This window comes from Euzebya sp., assembly GCF_964222135.1.
Classification (GTDB): Bacteria; Actinomycetota; Nitriliruptoria; order Euzebyales; family Euzebyaceae; genus Euzebya.
On sequence record NZ_CAXQBR010000075.1, the window covers coordinates 73,975 to 91,615 of the forward strand.

Genomic DNA, 17,641 nt, shown 5'->3' on the forward strand with positions numbered 1-17,641 from the left:
AACCAGGTGTTCCGGTTCCGTAGCCATCCGGTGGCCGGCAGGTGCCCGGGGACTCGACGGCGAAGTCCGCATGCGGTACGCATTGTCCTCGCAGTCGCCACCGGGAGCCCCACATGCGCCGTCAGCTCATCGTCGTCCTCGTCGTCGGGATGCTCGCGGGGGTGATGGCCCTGCCCGCAGCGGCCCACCCCGAGCGCGACGCGACGTTCCCGAGCGGGCAGCTCGGGACGCCGACGTACCGCTTCGACGGGCCGACCGAGGTCGTGTGCAAGCCGGACACCCCGGCCCGCCTGCGCGTGCTGCCGCCCGAGCTGCGCCAGCGCAACGAAGCCCTGCTGGCCGAGTGCGAGCACACCCACCTCAACGAGGCCATCGACGAGATCCGCGCGAGCGGCGAGCAGGGGACCCGCATCCTCCTCATGCCCGGCGTGTACCGCGAGGAGCCGTACGTCGGCGCGGTCGACGAGTCCTGCATGGACATCGGGACCACCGAGGGCGACGGCGGCATCGACATCGGCCCGATCCCGCTGCCGCCCCTCGACGACCCCGCCGAGGACGAGGGGAACAACGACCCGGGGTCGCTGATCCTGACCTACGACGAGCAGGTCGAGTGCCCCTACCTGCAGAACCTGATCCCGATCCTCGGGGACTCCGACGGCGACGGCGTCTGCGACAACGCCCTCTGCGACCTCCAGATCGAGGGGACCGGTGCCTCCCCGCTCGACACGGTCATCGACGGCGACTACTCCCAGCTCAACGGCATCCGCGGTGACCGCGCGGACGGCCTGTACCTGCGGAACTTCACCGTCCAGCGCTTCGAGTTCAACGCGGTCTACGTCCTCGAGACCGACGGGTTCGCGTTCGAGGAGGTCCTGACCCGCTGGAACGACGAGTACGGGTTCCTGTCCTTCGCCGTCGACCACGGGCTGTACCAGAACTGCGAGGGGTACGGGAACGGGGACTCCGCGATCTACCCGGGCTCGGCCACGGACCTGAACGCCGAGGCCGGGCTCTTCGACGACAACGAGGGGCTGCGCCTCGGCACCGAGATCCGCGGCTGCCGTGGGCACCACAACACCCTCGGGTACTCGGGCACGGCCGGGAACTCCGTCCACACCCACCACAACGAGTTCGACCACAACGCCGTGGGCGCGGCGATGGACAGCCTGTTCCCCGACCACCCCGGCCTGCCGCAGGACCACGCGTACTTCCACGACAACCTGTTCCACTCGAACAACACCGGCTACTTCGAGGACTTCGTGCAGCAGGGCGTCTGCACCGGACCGTTCTCCGAGCGCGACTACGACGAGGGCGTCGTCTGCCCGGTCGTCCCCCTGCCGGTCGGGTCCGGCATCGTGCTCGCCGGCGGGAACTACAACCTCTACGAGCACAACACGATCTACGACAACTGGCGCAACGGGACCTTCCAGTTCTTCGTCCCCGCCACGCTGCGCGGCGAGGACGACCCGCTGTTGCAGTTCGACACCTCGAACTTCAACACCTGGCGGGAGAACGCCTACGGCATCAACCCCAACGGCCTGGCCCAGCCCAACGGGACCGACATGGTCTGGGACGGCGAGGGCGAGGGGAACTGCTGGGAGGGCAACACCGGCGTGGACGGGGAGGCGACCAGCGCCGTCGGCGACGGGTCGGGCACCGCGCAGGTCCCGGGCATCCCCCTGCCGTCGGACTGCGACAACCGGCCGCCGTTCACGCCGGGTCCGGGGATCCTCGCGGCGGCGACGTGCGCGGAGTACGACCGCGACGACATGCCGAACCCGCCGCTGTGCAACTGGTTCTCCACACCAGAGCCCCCAGCGGGGCGGGCACCCGAGGGCGCGACCATCGAGCGGCTCGCCGGTGACGAGCGGATCGGGACGGCCCTCGAGGTCAGCCGCGAGGCCTTCCCGGGCGCGGCGGCGAACGTGGTGATCGCGACCAGCGAGCAGTTCGCGGACGCGCTGGCCGGCGCGCCCCTCGCGGCCCACCTCGAGGCGCCGCTGCTGATCACCCCCCGCGCCGGGCTGGACGACCGCGTCGCCGAGGAGATCGCGCGGCTGGGCGCCACCCGGGCGTGGCTGCTCGGCGGCACCGCGGCCCTCGACGACCAGGTGGTCACCGACCTCGCCGCCGCCGGCATCGAGGACGTCACCCGGATCGGCGGTGGGGACCGCTTCCAGACCGCGGTGATGATCGCGGAGTCCATCGGCAGCGGGAACGCCTTCCTGGTGGAGGGGAACGACTTCGCCTCGGCGCTGGCGGCCTCCGCCGTCGGCGCGCTGGTGACCCGCCCGGTCCTGCTCACCCCCGCAGAGGAGCTGGCGCCGAGCGTCCGCTCGTTCCTCCAGGGCGGGCAGGTCGTCGACGTGCGGGTGGTCGGCCAGGCGGTGTCCGAGGCCGTCGAGGGGTCGCTGCCCGAGGTCGACCCCGACATCAGCGACGTCGAGCGCACCGCCGGGGCCGACGCGCTCGAGACCAGCGCGCTGATGGCCGAGCTCGGCATCCAGATGGGTCAGGACGACACCGGGTGGTGGATCGCCACGGTCGAGAACTGGCCGGACGCGCTCGGCGCCGCGGCCGCGGCGGCCGTGGCCGAGGGCGTCCTGCTGCAGGTCCCCGCCGACTCCCTCGGCGAGCCGGCCAGCGCCCTGCTGGGCGAGAAGGCCGCCGTCGCCGAGGACATCCGGGTCGTCGGCGGGACCGCGGCGCTGTCCGACGACGTCGTGGCCGAGCTGGCGGAGGTCACGGGCGGGGTCGAGGGCGACACCCGCGGGGACCGCAGCCACGGCGAGTACCGGAGCGTCGGCTCGATCGCCCCGCTGCCGGAGGCGTCAGAGGCCTACGGGGAGGTCAGCGGGACCGCGACGATGGTCCGCACCGTCCACGGGACCACCGAGGTCGAGCTGCAGGTCCAGGGGCTGCCCGCCAGCACCACCGTGCCGGTGCACGTCCACGTCGACACCTGCGCGAACTCCGGGGGCGACCACTTCCAGTTCACCCCGGGCGGGTCGACGATGCCGCCGAACGAGATCCACCCGTCGTTCATCAGCGACGCGCAGGGCGTCGGCCGCGGCACCGCGACCGCGTTCGCCATCGCCGGGCCGGAGGCGCGGTCGGTCGTCCTGCACGACCCGGACGGCAACAAGGTGGCGTGCGCGAACCTGAGCGATCCCGGGCTGCCGGACGGCGTCGCGACGACCCCGGCGCTCGCGAGCTGGATGGCCCCGCCGGCGGTCTACGCCGACAGCCTGTCCCACCGCCTCTTCGCCGACGGCCAGATCTGGTGGTGGGCCGCCGTGGCCGCCTGGCTCATCGGCTCGGTCCTGCTCCACCGCACCATCCGCCGCCGCCGGCACTGACCCCTGATCCTCAGATCTGAGGGGTAGCTCCGCCGACGGACCTGCCCCTCAGATCTCGGTCTCCGGTCGGTCGCCCTGATCCTCAGATCTGAGCACGAGGTCCGCCCGCGCACCGAGCGCTCAGATCTGAGACATCGGGTGCGGCGCCACCGCGCCGCGGACGCGACGACGCCCCGGCCTCTTGGCGGCCGGGGCGTCGTGATCGTGGTCGGGCTGGTCAGTCCTCGGCGTCGCTGCCGGTGCCGGCCAGCTCCATCGGCGGGACCTCCGGGGCGTCGACGGCGCGGAAGACGACGGCGTCCTCCTCGATGTCCGCGACGATCAGCTGGTTGGCGCTGAACTCGCCGTAGAGGAGCTTCTCGCTGAGGGCGTCCTCGATCTCGCGCTGGATGGTCCGGCGCAGCGGCCGGGCGCCCAGCGTGGGGTCGTAGCCCTTCTTGCTCAGCCAGTCCTTCGCGTCCTCGGTCAGCTCGATGTCGAGGGCCTTGGCCTTCAGCTGGCCCTTCACCCGCTTCATCATCAGGTCCACGATGGCCTTCACCTGCTCCTGGGTCAGGGGGTGGAAGACGATCGTGTCGTCGATGCGGTTGAGGAACTCCGGGCGGAAGTGGCGCTTCAGCTCGTCATCGACCTGGGACTTCATCCGCTCGTAGTGGCTGGCCTCGTCCTGCACCCCGAAGCCGGTCTGGGTACGACCCAGCTCACGGGTCCCCAGGTTCGAGGTCATGATCAGCACGGTGTTCTTGAAGTCCACGCTCTTGCCCTGGCTGTCGGTCAGGCGACCGTCCTCCAGGATCTGCAGGAGGCTGTTGAACACGTCCGGGTGGGCCTTCTCGACCTCGTCGAACAGGACCACGCTGAAGGGCCGGCGGCGGACCGCCTCGGTCAGCTGGCCGCCCTCCTCGTAGCCCACGTAGCCCGGAGGCGAGCCGATCAGGCGGCTGACCGTGTGCTTCTCCATGTACTCGGACATGTCGAGGTGGATCAGCGCGTCCTCGTCGCCGAAGAGGAACTCCGCCAGCGTCTTGGCGAGCTCGGTCTTCCCGACGCCGGAGGGGCCGAGGAAGATGAACGAGCCGGCGGGGCGCTTCGGGTCCTTCAGGCCGGACCGGGTGCGGCGGATGGACTTGGAGACGGCTGCGATGGCCTCCTCCTGGCCGATGATCCGCTTGTGGAGCTCGGACTCCATCCGCAGCAGCTTCTGGGTCTCCTCCTCGGTCAGCTTGAAGACCGGGATGCCCGTCCAGTTGCTGAGGACCTCGGCGATGTCCTCCTCGTCCAGGGTGAGGACGGAGTCCATGCCGTCGGACTTCCACTCCTTCTCCCGGGCCGCCTTCCGCTCGAGGAGCTTCTTCTCCTCGTCGCGCAGCCGGGCGGCCTTCTCGAAGTCCTGGTCGTCGATCGCCGCCTCCTTCTGCTTGCGGACCTCGTTGGCCTCGTCCTCGAGGTCCTGGAGGTCCGGCGGGGCGGTCAGGCGGCGGATCCGGAGGCGGGACCCGGCCTCGTCGATCAGGTCGATCGCCTTGTCGGGGAGGAAGCGGTCGGAGATGTAGCGGTCGGCGAGGTTCGCCGCGGCCACCAGGGCGTCGTCGGTGATCGTGACGCGGTGGTGGGCCTCGTAGCGGTCGCGCAGGCCCTTCAGGATCTCGATCGTGTGGGCGATCGAGGGCTGCTCGACGGTGATCGGCTGGAAGCGGCGCTCGAGCGCGGCGTCCTTCTCGAGGTACTTGCGGTACTCGTCGATGGTCGTCGCGCCGATGGTCTGCAGCTCGCCGCGGGCCAGCATGGGCTTCAGGATCGACGCGGCGTCGATCGCGCCCTCGGCGGCGCCCGCCCCGACGAGGGTGTGCAGCTCGTCGATGAACAGGATGATGTCGCCGCGGGTCGTGATCTCCTTCAGCACCTTCTTCAGGCGCTCCTCGAAGTCACCGCGGTAGCGGGATCCGGCGACCAGCGCGCCGAGGTCGAGGGTGTAGAGCTGCTTGTCCTTCAGCGTCTCGGGGATCGACCCGGCCACGATCATCTGGGCCAGGCCCTCGACGATCGCGGTCTTGCCGACACCTGGCTCGCCGATCAGCACCGGGTTGTTCTTGGTCCGGCGGCTGAGGACCTGCATGACCCGCTCGATCTCGCGCTTGCGGCCGATGACCGGGTCGAGCTTGCCGTCGCGGGCGTGCTGGGTGAGGTTGCGCCCGAACTGGTCGAGCACCGCCGAGCCCTTCGACTCGCCCTCGCCGGAGCCACCGGAGACGCCGGCCTTCTGCCCCGAGCCGGAGGTCGAGGACCCCGACTCGCCGCCGGCGTAGCCGCTGAGCAGCTGGATGACCTGCTGGCGCACGCGGTTGAGGTCCGCGCCCAGCTTCTGGAGGACCTGGGCGGCGACGCCCTCGCCCTCGCGGATCAGGCCGAGCAGGATGTGCTCGGTGCCGATGTAGTTGTGCCCGAGCTGCAGCGCCTCCCGCAGGCTCAGCTCGAGGACCTTCTTCGCGCGCGGCGTGAAGGGGATGTGACCCGCCGGAGCCGTCTGGCCCTGGCCGATGATCTCCTCGACCTGCTCGCGCACGCCCTCGAGGGAGATGCCGAGCGACTCGAGGGCCTTCGCGGCCACGCCCTCACCCTCGTGGATCAGCCCGAGCAGGATGTGCTCGGTGCCGATGTAGTTGTGGTTGAGCATCCGAGCTTCTTCCTGAGCGAGAACCACAACTCGCCGTGCTCGGTCGGTGAAGCGTTCGAACATCTCTGTGCCCCCTGGGCAGTAGCGGGGAGTCCGGTGAACCGTATCGTCATCGCACCGGCGGATCCGGCCCGGATCGGGGTGGTCACCTCACGCCCCACCCTACCCAGGGCCGCAAGCTGCCGCCCTCGACGAGACGTGCCTCACGGGGGCGCCGAGCTCCCCTCCTGGTCGGCCGACGAGGCCCTGAGCTGAGGGACATCACGCTGCGTGAAGTCTGCCCTCAAGTCGGCCGGGCGGCGGCCGATCCTCTTCCTGCAGGGCGTGGATGGACCACGTCCGTCGCTTCACGGACGAGGCAGGGACCGCACGCATGGACATCGCACTCATAGGCGGGCTCGCCATGGCCTTCCTGTCGATCATCGTGTCGACGGTCATGGACGGGAACAGCTTCGGCCCCCTGATCGGGCCGTCGTCCTTCGTGCTGGTGTTCTTCGGCGCCCTCGGCTCGGCCATGTCCAGCCTCGACAAGGAGGACCTCGGTCGGATCGTCCCGAGCATCCTCAAGTCCATCAAGGGCGCGAGCTTCGACAACTCGGCGACGGTCACGATGATGGCCCAGCTCGCCGACGTCGCCCGGCGCGAGGGCGTCCTCGCCCTCGAGTCCCGGCTCGGCGAGATCGAGGACGAGTTCCTGAAGAAGGGCACCCAGCTGATCCTCGACGGCGTGGACTCCGAGCGGGTCGAGGAGACCCTGATGATCCACATGGAGGCCGTCGGCACCCGCCACAAGAAGATGATCAGCTTCCACGAGGCCGTCGGCGGCTACATGCCGACCTTCGGCATGATCGGCACGGTCATCGGCCTGATCAACATGCTCGGGAACCTGGCCGACCCCTCCCAGCTCGGCGCCGGCATGGCCGTGGCCCTGCTGACGACGCTGTACGGGGTCATCTTCGCGAACATGATGTTCCTGCCGTTCGCCTCGAAGCTGAAGCTGATCAGCGACGCCGAGCAGGCCTCGATGCAGGTCGTCCTCGACGGGATCCTGTCGATCCAGGCGGGGATGAGCCCCCAGATGCTGGTCGAGCGGCTCGAGTCCTACCTGCCGCCGAGCGAGCACGTGGGCTACTCCGACCGCATGGCCGCCGCGGCCTAGGCCGCAGGGAGCCCGCACATGGCCAAGCACAGGTGCAAGGAGCCCGATCCCCCCGCCGACACCGGCAGGTGGCTCGGGACCTACGGCGACATGGTCACCCTGCTCATGGCGTTCTTCGTCATGCTGTTCGCCGTGTCCGACACGAACGCGAAGAAGTTCGAGGCGTTCGTGTCCGGCCTCGCCGGCCCGTTCGACAACCCGGCCGTCGAGATGGGGCTGGTCAACGGCACCCGCCTCGAGGACACGAGCGCCACGCCGATCTCGCTGATCGCCCCCCAGCGCAACCAGAGCGACCCCGAGGACCCGCTGGTCGACGAGTTGGGTGAGACCGACACCGGCGCGGCCGGCGAGGCGGCCGAGCAGCTCAACGCCGTCGAGGAGCAGCTCGAGGAGGCCCTCAGCGACCTCGAGATCCCCATCTCCGCGGACATCCGCGACGACGAGCGGGGCCTCGTGATCTCGATCTCGACCGACGACGTGCTCTTCGCGACCGGGTCGGCCGTCCTCAACCCGGACGGGCACACCGTGCTGGGCGAGATCGCGCCGGTGCTGCTCGACGCCCCGAACACCGTCGTGATCGAGGGGCACACCGACGACCAGCCGATGAACCGCGGCGGGTACACGAACTGGAACCTGTCGACCGACCGCGCCATCGCCGTGCTCCAGCACCTCGGCGAGGTCCACGGCTTCCCGTACGACCGGATCTCCGCCGCCGGCTACGGCGAGCACCGGCCGCTGGTCCCGAACGACAGCCCCGAGAACCGCGCGACGAACCGCCGGGTGGAGATCCTCATCGTCGCCCTCGACCTGTCGGACTCGGGCGTCGCACCGCCGCCGGTCGGCGTCGAGCCCCCGATCCTCGACTTCTCCGAGCCGCTCCCCGGCACGGCCACCCCCGCCGGCGGGTCGACGTCGGTCGCCACGATCATCGGCGGCTGACGGCATCGACGGCTGACCAGCACCGCGGCTGACCAGGTCCGCCCGGCCCCGCCGCGCCTGCCACACTGGGCGGGGTGGAGACGACACGAGTCGACAAGTGGCTGTGGTCGATCCGGCTCTACAAGACCCGGACGGCCGCAGGGCAGGCGTGCCGCGCCGGTCACGTCCGCGTCAACGGCGACCGGGTGAAGCCCGCTGCAGCGGTCGGCGTCGGCGACGTGGTCGAGGCGCGGGTCGGTGACTGGCCCCGCGTGGTCGAGGTCGCCCGGGTCATCGAGACCCGCGTCGGGGCGAAGGTGGCCGTCGACTGCTACGTGGACCGGTCCCCACCGCCGCCGACGCGCGACGTGACCCACCTGCTCGAGGGCATCCGCGATCCCGGCGCCGGCCGGCCGACGAAGAAGGACCGCCGCGAGATGGAGCGCCTGAAGGGCCGTCGGGCCCGCTGACGCTAGCTGCCGGCCTCCGGCCGCAGGGTCGGGAACAGGATGACGTCGCGGATGGACTCGACGCCGGCCAGCAGCATGACGAGCCGGTCGATGCCGACCCCGAGGCCGCCGGTGGGCGGCAGGCCGTACTCGAGGGCGCGCAGGTAGTCCTCGTCGACGACCATCGCCTCGGCGTCCCCTGCGGCCTTCGCGGCGGCCTGCGCCTCGAACCGCGCGCGCTGGTCGACGGGGTCGGCGAGCTCGGAGAACCCGTTGGCGAGCTCGCGTCCGGCGACGATCAGCTCGAAGCGCTCGGTGACGTGGGGCTCGGAGCGGTGCGCGTGGGCGAGCGGGGAGGTCTCGACGGGGTGCTCGGTGACGAACGTCGGGTCCCACAGGGTCGGTTCGACCAGCTTCTCGTACAGCTCGACGACGAGCTTCTGGACGCCCCACGGCGCCTCGACGTGCACCTCGTGCCGCTCGCACAGCGCCCGGACCTCGGCGAGGTCGGCGTCGTAGGCGAGGTCCGCCTCGCCGGTGGCCTCGCGCACCAGGTCGAGGAGCGGGCGGCGCGCGAAGGCAGCGCCGAGGTCGACGGGGCGTCCGGCGTAGGTGACCTGCTCGGACCCCGTGGCCTCCCGCGCCGCGCGGCGGACGAGCGCCTCGGTCATGGCCATCACGTCGGCGTGGTCGGCGTAGGCCTCGTAGGTCTCGAGCATCGTGAACTCGGGGTTGTGGCGCGTCGACAGGCCCTCGTTGCGGAACACCCGGCCGAGCTCGAAGACGCGGTCCATGCCGCCCACGATCAGCCGCTTGAGGTACAGCTCGGGGGCGATCCGCAGGTACAGGTCGACGTCGAGGGCGTTGTGGTGGGTGGTGAAGGGGCGGGCCACGGCCCCGCCCGGGATCGGGTGGAGCATCGGGGTCTCGACCTCGACGAAGTCCCGCTCGATCAGCTCGCTGCGCAGCGCCTGCATCACCGCCGAGCGGATCGCGAACGCCCGTCGGGTCTCCTCGGTGACGATGAGGTCGACGTAGCGCTGGCGGTAGCGGGTGTCGACGTCGCTCAGGCCGTGGAACTTGTCGGGCAGGGGGCGGACGGCCTTGGCGATGATCGCCACGTCGGCGGCCATCACGCTCAGCTCCCCCCGGCGCGAGCGGATCACCCGGCCGCGGGCGGTGACCCAGTCGCCGGCGTCGAGCCGGTCGACGCCGGCCATCACCTGCTCGCCGACCTCGGCCAGGCTGACCATCACCTGCAGGTCGACGCCGCGCTCGCGCAGGACCAGGAAGACGAGCTTGCCGTGGCCCCGGCGCAGCACGATGCGGCCGGCGACCGCCACCTCGTGGTCGGTCTCCTCCCCCGGCTCGAGGCGGTCGGCCCAGGCCGCGGCGACGTCCCGCAGCGCGTCGGTCACCTCGATCCCGACGGGGTAGGGCTCGACGCCCTCGGCCCGCCACGCATCGACCGTCTCCCGGCGCTGCCGCATCAGCTCGTCGAGGTGGCTGTGGTCCTCGGTCCGCTCGTCCATGGGCGGGAAGGCTAGCGGTGGCCCGGTGCCAGCTGATCCTCGGCTCAGCTGATCGCCGCCCGGGCGACCTCCGCGGACGGCCCGATCCCCACGCGCACGTCGGCGCCGTCGCAGGAGACCACCCCCCACTCCCCCTCCGCGGTGGCGCGGACCAGCACCTCGGGAGCCTGCGCCGCCGCCTCCTCCCCCGTCGCGCCCGCGCGCCACCACTCGGTGACGGGATCGCACAGCGCCTCGCCGGCGAGCACCAGGGCCACGGCGGAGTCCTCGCCTGCGGTGAAGAGCGACGCCGCCCCCCCGCGCCATCCCTCGACCGCTGCCTCGGGGTCGTCGAGGGCGGCCGCCTCGTCGCCGTCCGGAGCGGCGAAGAGCCAGCTGAGGGGGGCGGCGCCGAAGGTCCGGCGGGTGACCAGCTCGTAGCCATCCGGCCCGGACGGCTGGGGGACGTCCACGTACTCGACGCCGGCTGCGGACGGGAACATGATCTCGTGGGTGGTGGCCGGGGGTTCCGCGACCGCCGCGTCGACGGCGTCCCACCCGCCCTCGCCGTAGAGCCCGCAGGTGTAGCTCGGCCCGGCGAGGTAGGGGAAGGTGAGGCTGTCGGCGATGTAGGGCGGGACCTCGTCGAGCCCCTGGTCGGTGTCGAGCAGGCCTGGGTCGGTCAGCAGGGTCGACAGCGACAGCGACGCGGTCTGGAACCGGCTCTGGAGGGCGACGGCAGATCCCTCGACCACGCTGAGGGCGGCGAGCTGGCCGTCCTCGTCGTCGCCGAAGGCATCGAGGTCGGGGAACCCGACCACGGCGTCGGTGAGGGCGTGCTCCATCTCGTGGGCGAGCGAGATCAGCCCGAGCCCCCCGAGCGGCTCGTCCGCCGCGTCGGCCCGGACCACGAGGTCCTGGGTCTCGTCGTCGTAGTACCCCGCGACCTGGGCGCCCAGCAGGTCGATCTGGGTCTGGATCAGGTCGATGTCGGCGTCGACCGCGCCGAGGGCCGCCAGGATCCGGCGGTCGGCGTCGGCCTCCTCCGCCGGGTAGACCTCGGTGACCTCGTCGGTGAAGACCTCGCTGATCTCCTCGCCGGTCATCAGCGTCGGCTCGATCGCGGACGGGAACTCCGCTCCCCGGAGCACCTCGACGGCGCCGGCGACCTCGTCGAACTGGGTGGCCAGGTCGGCGTCGGACACGTCGGGCAGGTCCTCGACGTCGGACAGGCAGGCCGTGACGTCGGGCGCCTCCGCGACGGCGCCGAAGAGGTCCTCGAGCCCGCCCTCCCCGCCGAAGAGGTCCTCCAGTCCGCCGCCCTCGCCGAACATCTCGCCGAGGGGCCCGTCCTCGCCGAGCAGGTCCTCGAGGCCGCCCTCGCCGAACACGTCGCCGAACGCGTCCGGCAGCGCCGGCTCGGACTGCAGCTCCTCGATGGTGGCGGCGTCCGCGGCGGCTTGCGCCTCGAGGGCGGCGACGTCCTCCCGGGCGTCGGACAGCCGCGCGCTCTGCACCACCGCGACCGTGCCCGCGGCGGCGAGTGCCACCACGAGCAGGACGACGGCGAGCACCCACCCGAGGGGCGCGGACCGGCGCTGCGCGGTGGGGGTGTCGGGCGGCACGGGGGTGTCGGGCGGCACGGTGCTCACGCGCCCGACAGTACCGAGGTCACCCGGTGTTGCGCTCCCAGATCAGGCGGAGCCCGTCGAGGGTCAGCCAGGGTTCGTAGTGGTCGATCGTCCGGCACTCCTCGACGATGGCCGACGCGAGCCCGCCGGTGGCGACGACCGTCGGGGAGGCGTGGCCGGCGTCGACCAGGGAGGCGGCGATCTCGGTCACGATGCGGTCGACCTGCCCGGCGAACCCGTAGACCGCGCCGGACTGCATCGCCTCGATCGTGTTGCGGCCGACGGCCGAGCGGGGGCTGCGCAGCTCGAACTTCGGCAGCTGGGCCCCGCGGGCGCTGAGCGCCTCCATCGACATCATCACGCCTGGGGCGATCGCCCCGCCGATGAACTCGCCCTTCGCGGTGTACACGTCGAAGTTCGTCGAGGTGCCGAAGTCCACCACCACGCCCGGGCCGCCGTAGCGGTCGTGGGCGGCGATCGCGTTGACCAGCCGGTCCGCCCCGACCTCGCGCGGGTTGTCCATGTTGATCGCGAACCCCGTCCGGGTGCCCGGGCGGACGACGATCGGGGGGAAGAGGAAGTACTTGCGGGTCATCTCGACGAGCCGCTCGGTGACGATCGGCACGACGGAGGACAGCACGACCCCGTGGACGTTGCGGGAGAACGAGAGGTTCTGGAAGGCCATGAGGCCCTGGAACACCAGCGCGAGCTCGTCCGCGGTGCGGCCCGACTCGGTCGACACCCGCCAGTGCTCGACCAGCTCGGTGCCCTCGTAGACGCCGATGACCGTCGTCGAGTTGCCGACGTCGACGGCGAGCAGCATCAGGCGTCCCCGCCGGGGTGGAGGTGGGGGTCGGGGTGGAGGGGGGGGTCGGGGTCCAGGTCGATGTCGAGGCCGATGTCGAGCGCGCCGGCGGAGTGGGTCAACGCGCCGACGGCGATCGCGTCCACGCCGCAGGCCGCGACCTCGTCGATCCGCTCCCCGGTGATCCCGCCGCTGGCCTCGACGAAGACCGTCCGCCCGGTCGCCCGGCAGCGGGCGACGCCCTCGCGGGTGTCGGCCAGGGAGAAGTTGTCGAGGAGGACCCGCTCCGCGCCGGCGGCCAGGACGACGTCGAGCTGGTCGAGGGAGTCCACCTCGACCTGGACCGGACGACCGCCGGCGGCGGCGAGGGCCGCGGTGACGGCCTGGCGCATGCCGCCGGCGGCGGCGACGTGGTTGTCCTTGACCAGCAGCTCGTCGACCAACGACATCCGGTGGTTGGCGCCGCCACCCGCGACCACGGCGGCCTTCTCGAGGGCGCGCAGGCCGGGGAGGGTCTTCCGGGTGTCCCGGATCGCGCAGGCCCCGTCGACCGCGTCGACCAGGCGGCGGGTGGCCGTCGCGATCCCCGACAGGTGGGTGAGCAGGTTGAGGGCGGTCCGCTCGCCGACCAGCACCGCCCGCGCCCGCCCGCTGACCGTCGCGACCGCGCGGCCGGGGACGGCGGGATCGCCGTCCGCGGCGTGCAGGGTGACGGTGGTGGAGGGGTCGACGAGGGCGTAGGTGGCCACCACCGCACCGAGCCCGGCCACGACGCCCGGCTGGCGCGGGACGAACCGGGCCGTCGCCGTGGCGGTCGCGGGGACGGTCGCGGCGGCGGTCAGGTCGTCGTCGACGACCCACCCCTCCCCGAGGTCCTCGGCGAGGGCGGTCGCCACGACATCGGCCAGCGCCACCAGGGCGGGCACGCGCTCCCCCTCCGCCGTCGCCATGTGCGCCAGGTGCCCCGGGTCCGTCAGGTGAGGACGGTGTGGGCCGGCTCGTCGGCGCGCACGTCGACCGGCTTGTTGAACTCGTCGAGGATGATCACCGTCGGCTCGTGGACCGCGGCCTCCTCGCGGTCGAACATCCCGTAGCTGATCACGATGATCGTGTCGCCGGGCTGGACCAGGCGGGCGGCGGCGCCGTTGAGGCACATGTCGCCCGAGCCGCGAACGCCGGAGATGACGTAGGTCTCGAGCCGCGCGCCGTTGTTGTTGTTGACGATCTGGACGCGCTCGTTCGGCATCAGGTCGGCCGCGTCCATCAGGTCCGGGTCGATCGTGATGGACCCGACGTAGTTCAGATCGGCGCCGGTCACCGTCGCGCGGTGCAGCTTCGACTTCATCAAGGTGCGGAACACGCACACCACCTCTTCCTCGTGCCGGTCCCGTCGTTGCACGCTCGCGTGCACGAGTCGGTGCTGCGGGATCCAGCCGATCGCTGTGGGGTCTCAGGCTCGGTCGGTGCTCGCGGGCTGCAGCGGTGCGGTGTCGATCAACCTGGTGTCGCCGACGTGTGCCGCGACCACTGCCTGGGCTGGTCCGTCGTGGACGCCCTCGAGCGGTTCGAGGGTCTCGGGGTCTATGACCTCCGCGTAGTCCAGACGCACTCCCGGAGCGCTCCCGAGTGTACCCAGGAGGTCCGCCCTCGTCGCATCGGCGTCGCCCGCCCAGCCGCGCTGCGCTGCGGCCAGGGCAGCGGACAGGGCCAGCGCGTCACGCCGCTCGTCGGGGCTCAGGTAGGTGTTGCGGCTCGACAGCGCCAGGCCGTCGGGGTCGCGCACGACCGGTCGGGTGATGACCTCCACGCCGAGGTCCAGGTCGCGCGCCATCCGGCGGATGACGGCTTGCTGCTGGAAGTCCTTCTCGCCGAAGTAGGCGCGGTGGGGGCGGACCGTGCTGAAGAGCTTCGTGACGATCGTCGTGACCCCGTCGAAGTGGGTCGGTCGGCTGGCCGCCTCGAGCCCGTCCGTCAGTCCGACGACGTGCACGGTCGTGCGGGCGTCCGCAGGGGTGTAGGCCGTGGCCTCGGGCGCGAACACCAGGTCCACGCCCTCACCGGTCAGCGCCGCCAGGTCGGCGTCGAAGGTCCGGGGGTAGGCGTCGAGGTCCTCACCCGGCCCGAACTGCAGCGGGTTGACGAAGATCGAGACGACCACCACGTCGGTCCCGGCCCGGGCGGCCCGCACCAGCGACAGGTGCCCCTCGTGCAGGGCACCCATCGTCGGCACCAGGCCGATGGACCGGCCGGCGCGGAGGGGGCCGTCCAGCGCCGCGCGGACCGCCGCGCTGGTGCGGGCGACCGCTGGAGCGTCGGCCACCTACTGCGGCGGGCGCTGGCCCTCGTCGGGCGGCAGCAGGTCCTGGGGGCGGAAGGTGCGGGTGGCGCCGCGGGCCGGCGGCTCGCCGCCGTCGGCCGGTCCCTCCGGGGCGGGCGGCGGCGGGGACTGGTCCGGCACCGGGGGAGGGGGCGCCTGGGGCTGGGGGGGAGGGGGCTGGGGTGCCTGGGGGGACTGGCCCCACCCGCCCGGATCGCCGGGCGGGGGCGGGGTCTGGGAGACCGGCGGCGTGCCGCCCCACGACGCGGGCGGGGGACCGCCGGGAGCCACGCCCGGGGGCGGCGCCTGGCCCGGCGCGCCCTGGGGCGGGACGGTGCCGGGGCCCCCGGCGGGCGGGAAGTGCGCGCCCTCGTGCCCCGGCGGGACGCCGGTGCCCGGGGGCCCGCCCTGGTAGGCGGGCGTGTCGGTCGGTGAGGTCCGGTTCCGTCCCCGGAGGACCAGGAACAGGATCAGGCCGAGTCCCGCGAGGAACAGGATCCCGACCAGCACCCACAGGAGGGTGCCGCCGAGCCCGCCGCCCTCGCTGGCCTCCCCGCGGGCCATCAGCTGGGTCTCACCCGCGCCGACCTCCCAGATCGCGGTCGTCCCCTCGACGCGGGTGGCGTTGTTCTCCCCCACGTTGCCCGGGAACGTCACCCGGATGGTGATCTCGAACAGCTCCTCGGGGTTCTGCAGGGCCTCGCCGAAGCCCTCCTCGAGCGCGTCCCCCAAGGCGTCCTCGTCGAGCGGTGCATCGCCCTCCGCGGCCACCTGGCGCTTCTGGCCGCCCAGCCCCTCGCTGAAGCCCTCGCTGAACGCCTCGGTGAACCCCTGGGTCAGGTCGGGGATCGTGGCGGCGAACACGTACTCGTCACCGTCCCGCTCGAGCTCGAAGGACTGGAAGAACTGGTCGTCACCCTGCTCGGTGAAGAAGCAGTTGACCGCGTCGAGGGGGATCGAGTCGAGGGCGACGTTCACGCCCATGAACCCGTCCTCGTCGTACTGCGTGATGTCGGCGGCCGACGCGTCGAAGCCGCAGGTCGAGGCGAGGTCGGCGATCTCGGACTCGGTGTCCTCCACCGACATCGCGTCCTCGGTCGGGACGTCGCTCGGGAAGCCCTCCTCGAGGCGGATGCCGATGGTCAGGTCGACCGACGCCACGTCGTCCGGCTGCAGCTCGATCCCCGCGTCCACCCGGACCTGGCAGCCGGCGGCGAGCAGGCTCAGCACGGCCAGCGCCAGGGCTGCCCGCGCGGTCGCCATCGTTCGGTTCCCCACGATCGATCCTCTCTCGGACGTCACGCCGCGCGGTCGCGGCGGCACGGCTCGACGGGCGTCACCCGTGCACCTGCACACTAGGTTCAGCCGCGGACCTCGTCCAACACCGCCCGCACCGCGGCGGCGCGCTCGGCGTCCAGGCCCGCGCGCACGGACTGGCGGAGCAGCAGGTCGCACAGGGCGACGTAGGCCTCGACCGCCTCGGGGAAGCTGCGCCGGAGCTCGCCGAGGTGGGCGCGCACCGTCCCGTGGTCGCCGCGGCGCACCGGCCCGGTCAGGGCCTCGACGCCGCGCCGGGCGCCCCCCTCGGCCGACGCGGTGACCAGCGGCACCAGGAACGCCGCCGGGTCCTCGACGCCCGCGCCGAGCAGGAGGTCGCGGGCCATGGCGACGACCGCCGTGGTCGCGTTCGAGCCGAGGGTGAGGCCCGCGTGGTACAGCGTCCGGTCGTCCGCGGCCAGGGTGACCGGCGACCCGCGGAGGTCGAGCACCAGCGTGCGGGCCCACCCGAGGTCCGCATCCTCCGCGGTGACTGCCCAGGACGCGCCGGGCAGGTTCGCGTACCCCCGCTCGGGGTCGGGGACGGTCATCGCGGGGTGGCAGGCGGCCACCCGACCGCCCGCGGCGCGGACGACCGCCAGGGCGTCGAGGCCGAGTCCGCCAGCGATGTGCACCCACCGCTGGCCGGGTGCCACGACGTCGGCGGCCCCCGCGGCCCGGGCGACGGCCGCGACCTGGTCGTCGGGTGTGGTCACGACCACGAGGTCGACGTCGCGGGGGAGGTCCGCCAGCGCCACCACCGCGGCCTGCGGCACGAGGGACCGGGCGCGCGCGAGGGACGCCGACGCGGGGTCGCCGGGCACCAGCGCGACGACGTCGTGCCCGGCGTGGGCGAGGGCCAGGGCGAGCGCGCCCCCGACGCGACCGGGCCCCACGATCGCGACCCGCATCACGGGGTGCCGATCGCGAGGTCGGGGGGCCCCGACGGCAGCGGCTCGACGGAGACCTGCCGCCCGATCGCGGTGATGCCCTCGAGGGGTGCCAGGTCCGCGATCGCCTTCGCGAGGCTGCGACCGTCCGGCAGTCGCCACCCGGGGGCGACCTCGGTCAGCGGCACGAGGGCGAACGCCCGGTTCGCGAGCTCGGGGTGCGGGACGGTCAGCACGTCGGCGGTGAGCTGGCGGTCGCCGTAGAGCAGCACGTCGACGTCGATGGTCCGAGCGCCCCAGCGGGTCGAGCGGACCCGCCCGAGGGTGGCCTCGACGCGCTGGCAGGCCCGCAGCAGGGGCAGGGGCGCGAGGTCGGTCAGCACGCGGACCGCGATGTTGAGGTACGGGTCGTCCGACGGTCCGATCGGAGCGGTCTCGTACACGCTCGAGACGTCGTCGACGTTGATCCGCGGGTGGCGGTCGAGGAGCCGCACGCCGCGGTTCAGGTAGTGCAGCCGATCACCGGTGTTGCCGCCGATGCCGAGGAACACCGCCTCCGGCCCCGCCGGTGGCTGGCGGAGCGCGACCGCCTCGCGGATGCGCACCCGCAC

At 72.6% G+C, this 17,641-nt stretch carries 14 protein-coding genes; 4 read left to right on the top strand and 10 right to left on the bottom strand.

Going from position 1 to position 17,641, the window contains the following annotated elements; translation table 11 throughout:
- The first annotated feature begins 113 nt into the window (after nt 1-113).
- Nucleotides 114-3,359 carry a cell wall-binding repeat-containing protein gene (locus ACEQ2X_RS16820; RefSeq protein ID WP_370326988.1) on the top strand — a complete coding sequence of 1,082 codons (3,246 nt, stop codon included), beginning with the start codon at nt 114-116 and terminating at the stop codon, nt 3,357-3,359.
- Nucleotides 3,360-3,576: 217 nt separating this feature from the next.
- On the opposite strand, the gene ACEQ2X_RS16825 is transcribed toward ACEQ2X_RS16820, so the two are convergent.
- Complete coding sequence (locus ACEQ2X_RS16825) at nt 3,577-6,096, bottom strand: ATP-dependent Clp protease ATP-binding subunit (RefSeq protein WP_370326989.1); 2,520 nt, start codon at nt 6,094-6,096, stop codon at nt 3,577-3,579.
- 310 nt (nt 6,097-6,406) lie between these two features.
- Between ACEQ2X_RS16825 and ACEQ2X_RS16830 the strand changes: the two genes are divergently transcribed.
- The 3 genes from ACEQ2X_RS16830 (at nt 6,407) to ACEQ2X_RS16840 (ending at nt 8,580) form a co-directional block, all read left to right on the top strand.
- A complete protein-coding gene (locus ACEQ2X_RS16830; RefSeq protein WP_370326990.1) occupies nt 6,407-7,192 on the top strand; it encodes a motility protein A in 786 nt (261 codons plus the stop codon).
- An 18-nt stretch (nt 7,193-7,210) separates the two neighbouring features.
- A complete protein-coding gene (locus ACEQ2X_RS16835) occupies nt 7,211-8,131 on the top strand; it encodes a flagellar motor protein MotB (RefSeq protein WP_370326991.1) in 921 nt (306 codons plus the stop codon).
- A gap of 74 nt (nt 8,132-8,205) precedes the next feature.
- Complete coding sequence (locus ACEQ2X_RS16840; protein WP_370326992.1) at nt 8,206-8,580, top strand: RNA-binding S4 domain-containing protein; 375 nt, start codon at nt 8,206-8,208, stop codon at nt 8,578-8,580.
- Between the two features lie 2 nt (nt 8,581-8,582).
- Here ACEQ2X_RS16840 and lysS read toward each other — a convergent pair whose 3' ends face one another.
- The 9 genes from lysS to folK form a co-directional block, all read right to left on the bottom strand.
- Nucleotides 8,583-10,091 carry a lysine--tRNA ligase gene (gene lysS / locus ACEQ2X_RS16845; RefSeq protein ID WP_370326993.1) on the bottom strand — a complete coding sequence of 503 codons (1,509 nt, stop codon included), beginning with the start codon at nt 10,089-10,091 and terminating at the stop codon, nt 8,583-8,585.
- Between the two features lie 44 nt (nt 10,092-10,135).
- A complete protein-coding gene (locus ACEQ2X_RS16850) occupies nt 10,136-11,722 on the bottom strand; it encodes a hypothetical protein (RefSeq protein WP_370326994.1) in 1,587 nt (528 codons plus the stop codon).
- Nucleotides 11,723-11,741: 19 nt separating this feature from the next.
- Entirely contained in the window at nt 11,742-12,524 is a 783-nt protein-coding gene (locus ACEQ2X_RS16855) for a type III pantothenate kinase (protein ID WP_370326995.1), read from the bottom strand.
- Nucleotides 12,524-13,432, bottom strand: a complete 909-nt coding sequence (gene nadC / locus ACEQ2X_RS16860) for a carboxylating nicotinate-nucleotide diphosphorylase (RefSeq protein ID WP_370326996.1) — start codon at nt 13,430-13,432, stop codon at nt 12,524-12,526. Before nadC ends, ACEQ2X_RS16855 begins: the two co-directional genes overlap by 1 nt.
- A 47-nt stretch (nt 13,433-13,479) precedes the next feature.
- Entirely contained in the window at nt 13,480-13,866 is a 387-nt protein-coding gene (panD, locus tag ACEQ2X_RS16865) for an aspartate 1-decarboxylase (protein WP_370326997.1), read from the bottom strand.
- A gap of 90 nt (nt 13,867-13,956) precedes the next feature.
- Nucleotides 13,957-14,826, bottom strand: a complete 870-nt coding sequence (gene panC / locus ACEQ2X_RS16870; protein ID WP_370326998.1) for a pantoate--beta-alanine ligase — start codon at nt 14,824-14,826, stop codon at nt 13,957-13,959.
- Nucleotides 14,827-16,101: a hypothetical protein gene (locus ACEQ2X_RS16875; RefSeq protein WP_370327000.1), complete on the bottom strand. Its 1,275-nt coding sequence runs from the start codon at nt 16,099-16,101 to the stop codon at nt 14,827-14,829.
- Between the two features lie 83 nt (nt 16,102-16,184).
- Complete coding sequence (locus ACEQ2X_RS16880) at nt 16,185-17,051, bottom strand: Rossmann-like and DUF2520 domain-containing protein (protein WP_370327001.1); 867 nt, start codon at nt 17,049-17,051, stop codon at nt 16,185-16,187.
- Nucleotides 17,051-17,641 carry a 2-amino-4-hydroxy-6-hydroxymethyldihydropteridine diphosphokinase gene (gene folK, locus ACEQ2X_RS16885; RefSeq protein WP_370327002.1) on the bottom strand — a complete coding sequence of 197 codons (591 nt, stop codon included), beginning with the start codon at nt 17,639-17,641 and terminating at the stop codon, nt 17,051-17,053. Before folK ends, ACEQ2X_RS16880 begins: the two co-directional genes overlap by 1 nt.

What these genes read in the sequence shown, in the direction of transcription:
- ACEQ2X_RS16820 (WP_370326988.1), top strand. Translation starts at nt 114, where the DNA reads ATGCGCCGTCAGCTCATCGTCGTCCTCGTCGTCGGGATGCTCGCGGGG.
- ACEQ2X_RS16825 (WP_370326989.1), bottom strand. Translation starts at nt 6,096, where the DNA reads ATGTTCGAACGCTTCACCGACCGAGCACGGCGAGTTGTGGTTCTCGCT.
- ACEQ2X_RS16830 (WP_370326990.1), top strand. Translation starts at nt 6,407, where the DNA reads ATGGACATCGCACTCATAGGCGGGCTCGCCATGGCCTTCCTGTCGATC.
- ACEQ2X_RS16835 (WP_370326991.1), top strand. Translation starts at nt 7,211, where the DNA reads ATGGCCAAGCACAGGTGCAAGGAGCCCGATCCCCCCGCCGACACCGGC.
- lysS (WP_370326993.1), bottom strand. Translation starts at nt 10,091, where the DNA reads ATGGACGAGCGGACCGAGGACCACAGCCACCTCGACGAGCTGATGCGG.
- ACEQ2X_RS16855 (WP_370326995.1), bottom strand. Translation starts at nt 12,524, where the DNA reads ATGCTGCTCGCCGTCGACGTCGGCAACTCGACGACGGTCATCGGCGTC.
- ACEQ2X_RS16880 (WP_370327001.1), bottom strand. Translation starts at nt 17,051, where the DNA reads ATGCGGGTCGCGATCGTGGGGCCCGGTCGCGTCGGGGGCGCGCTCGCC.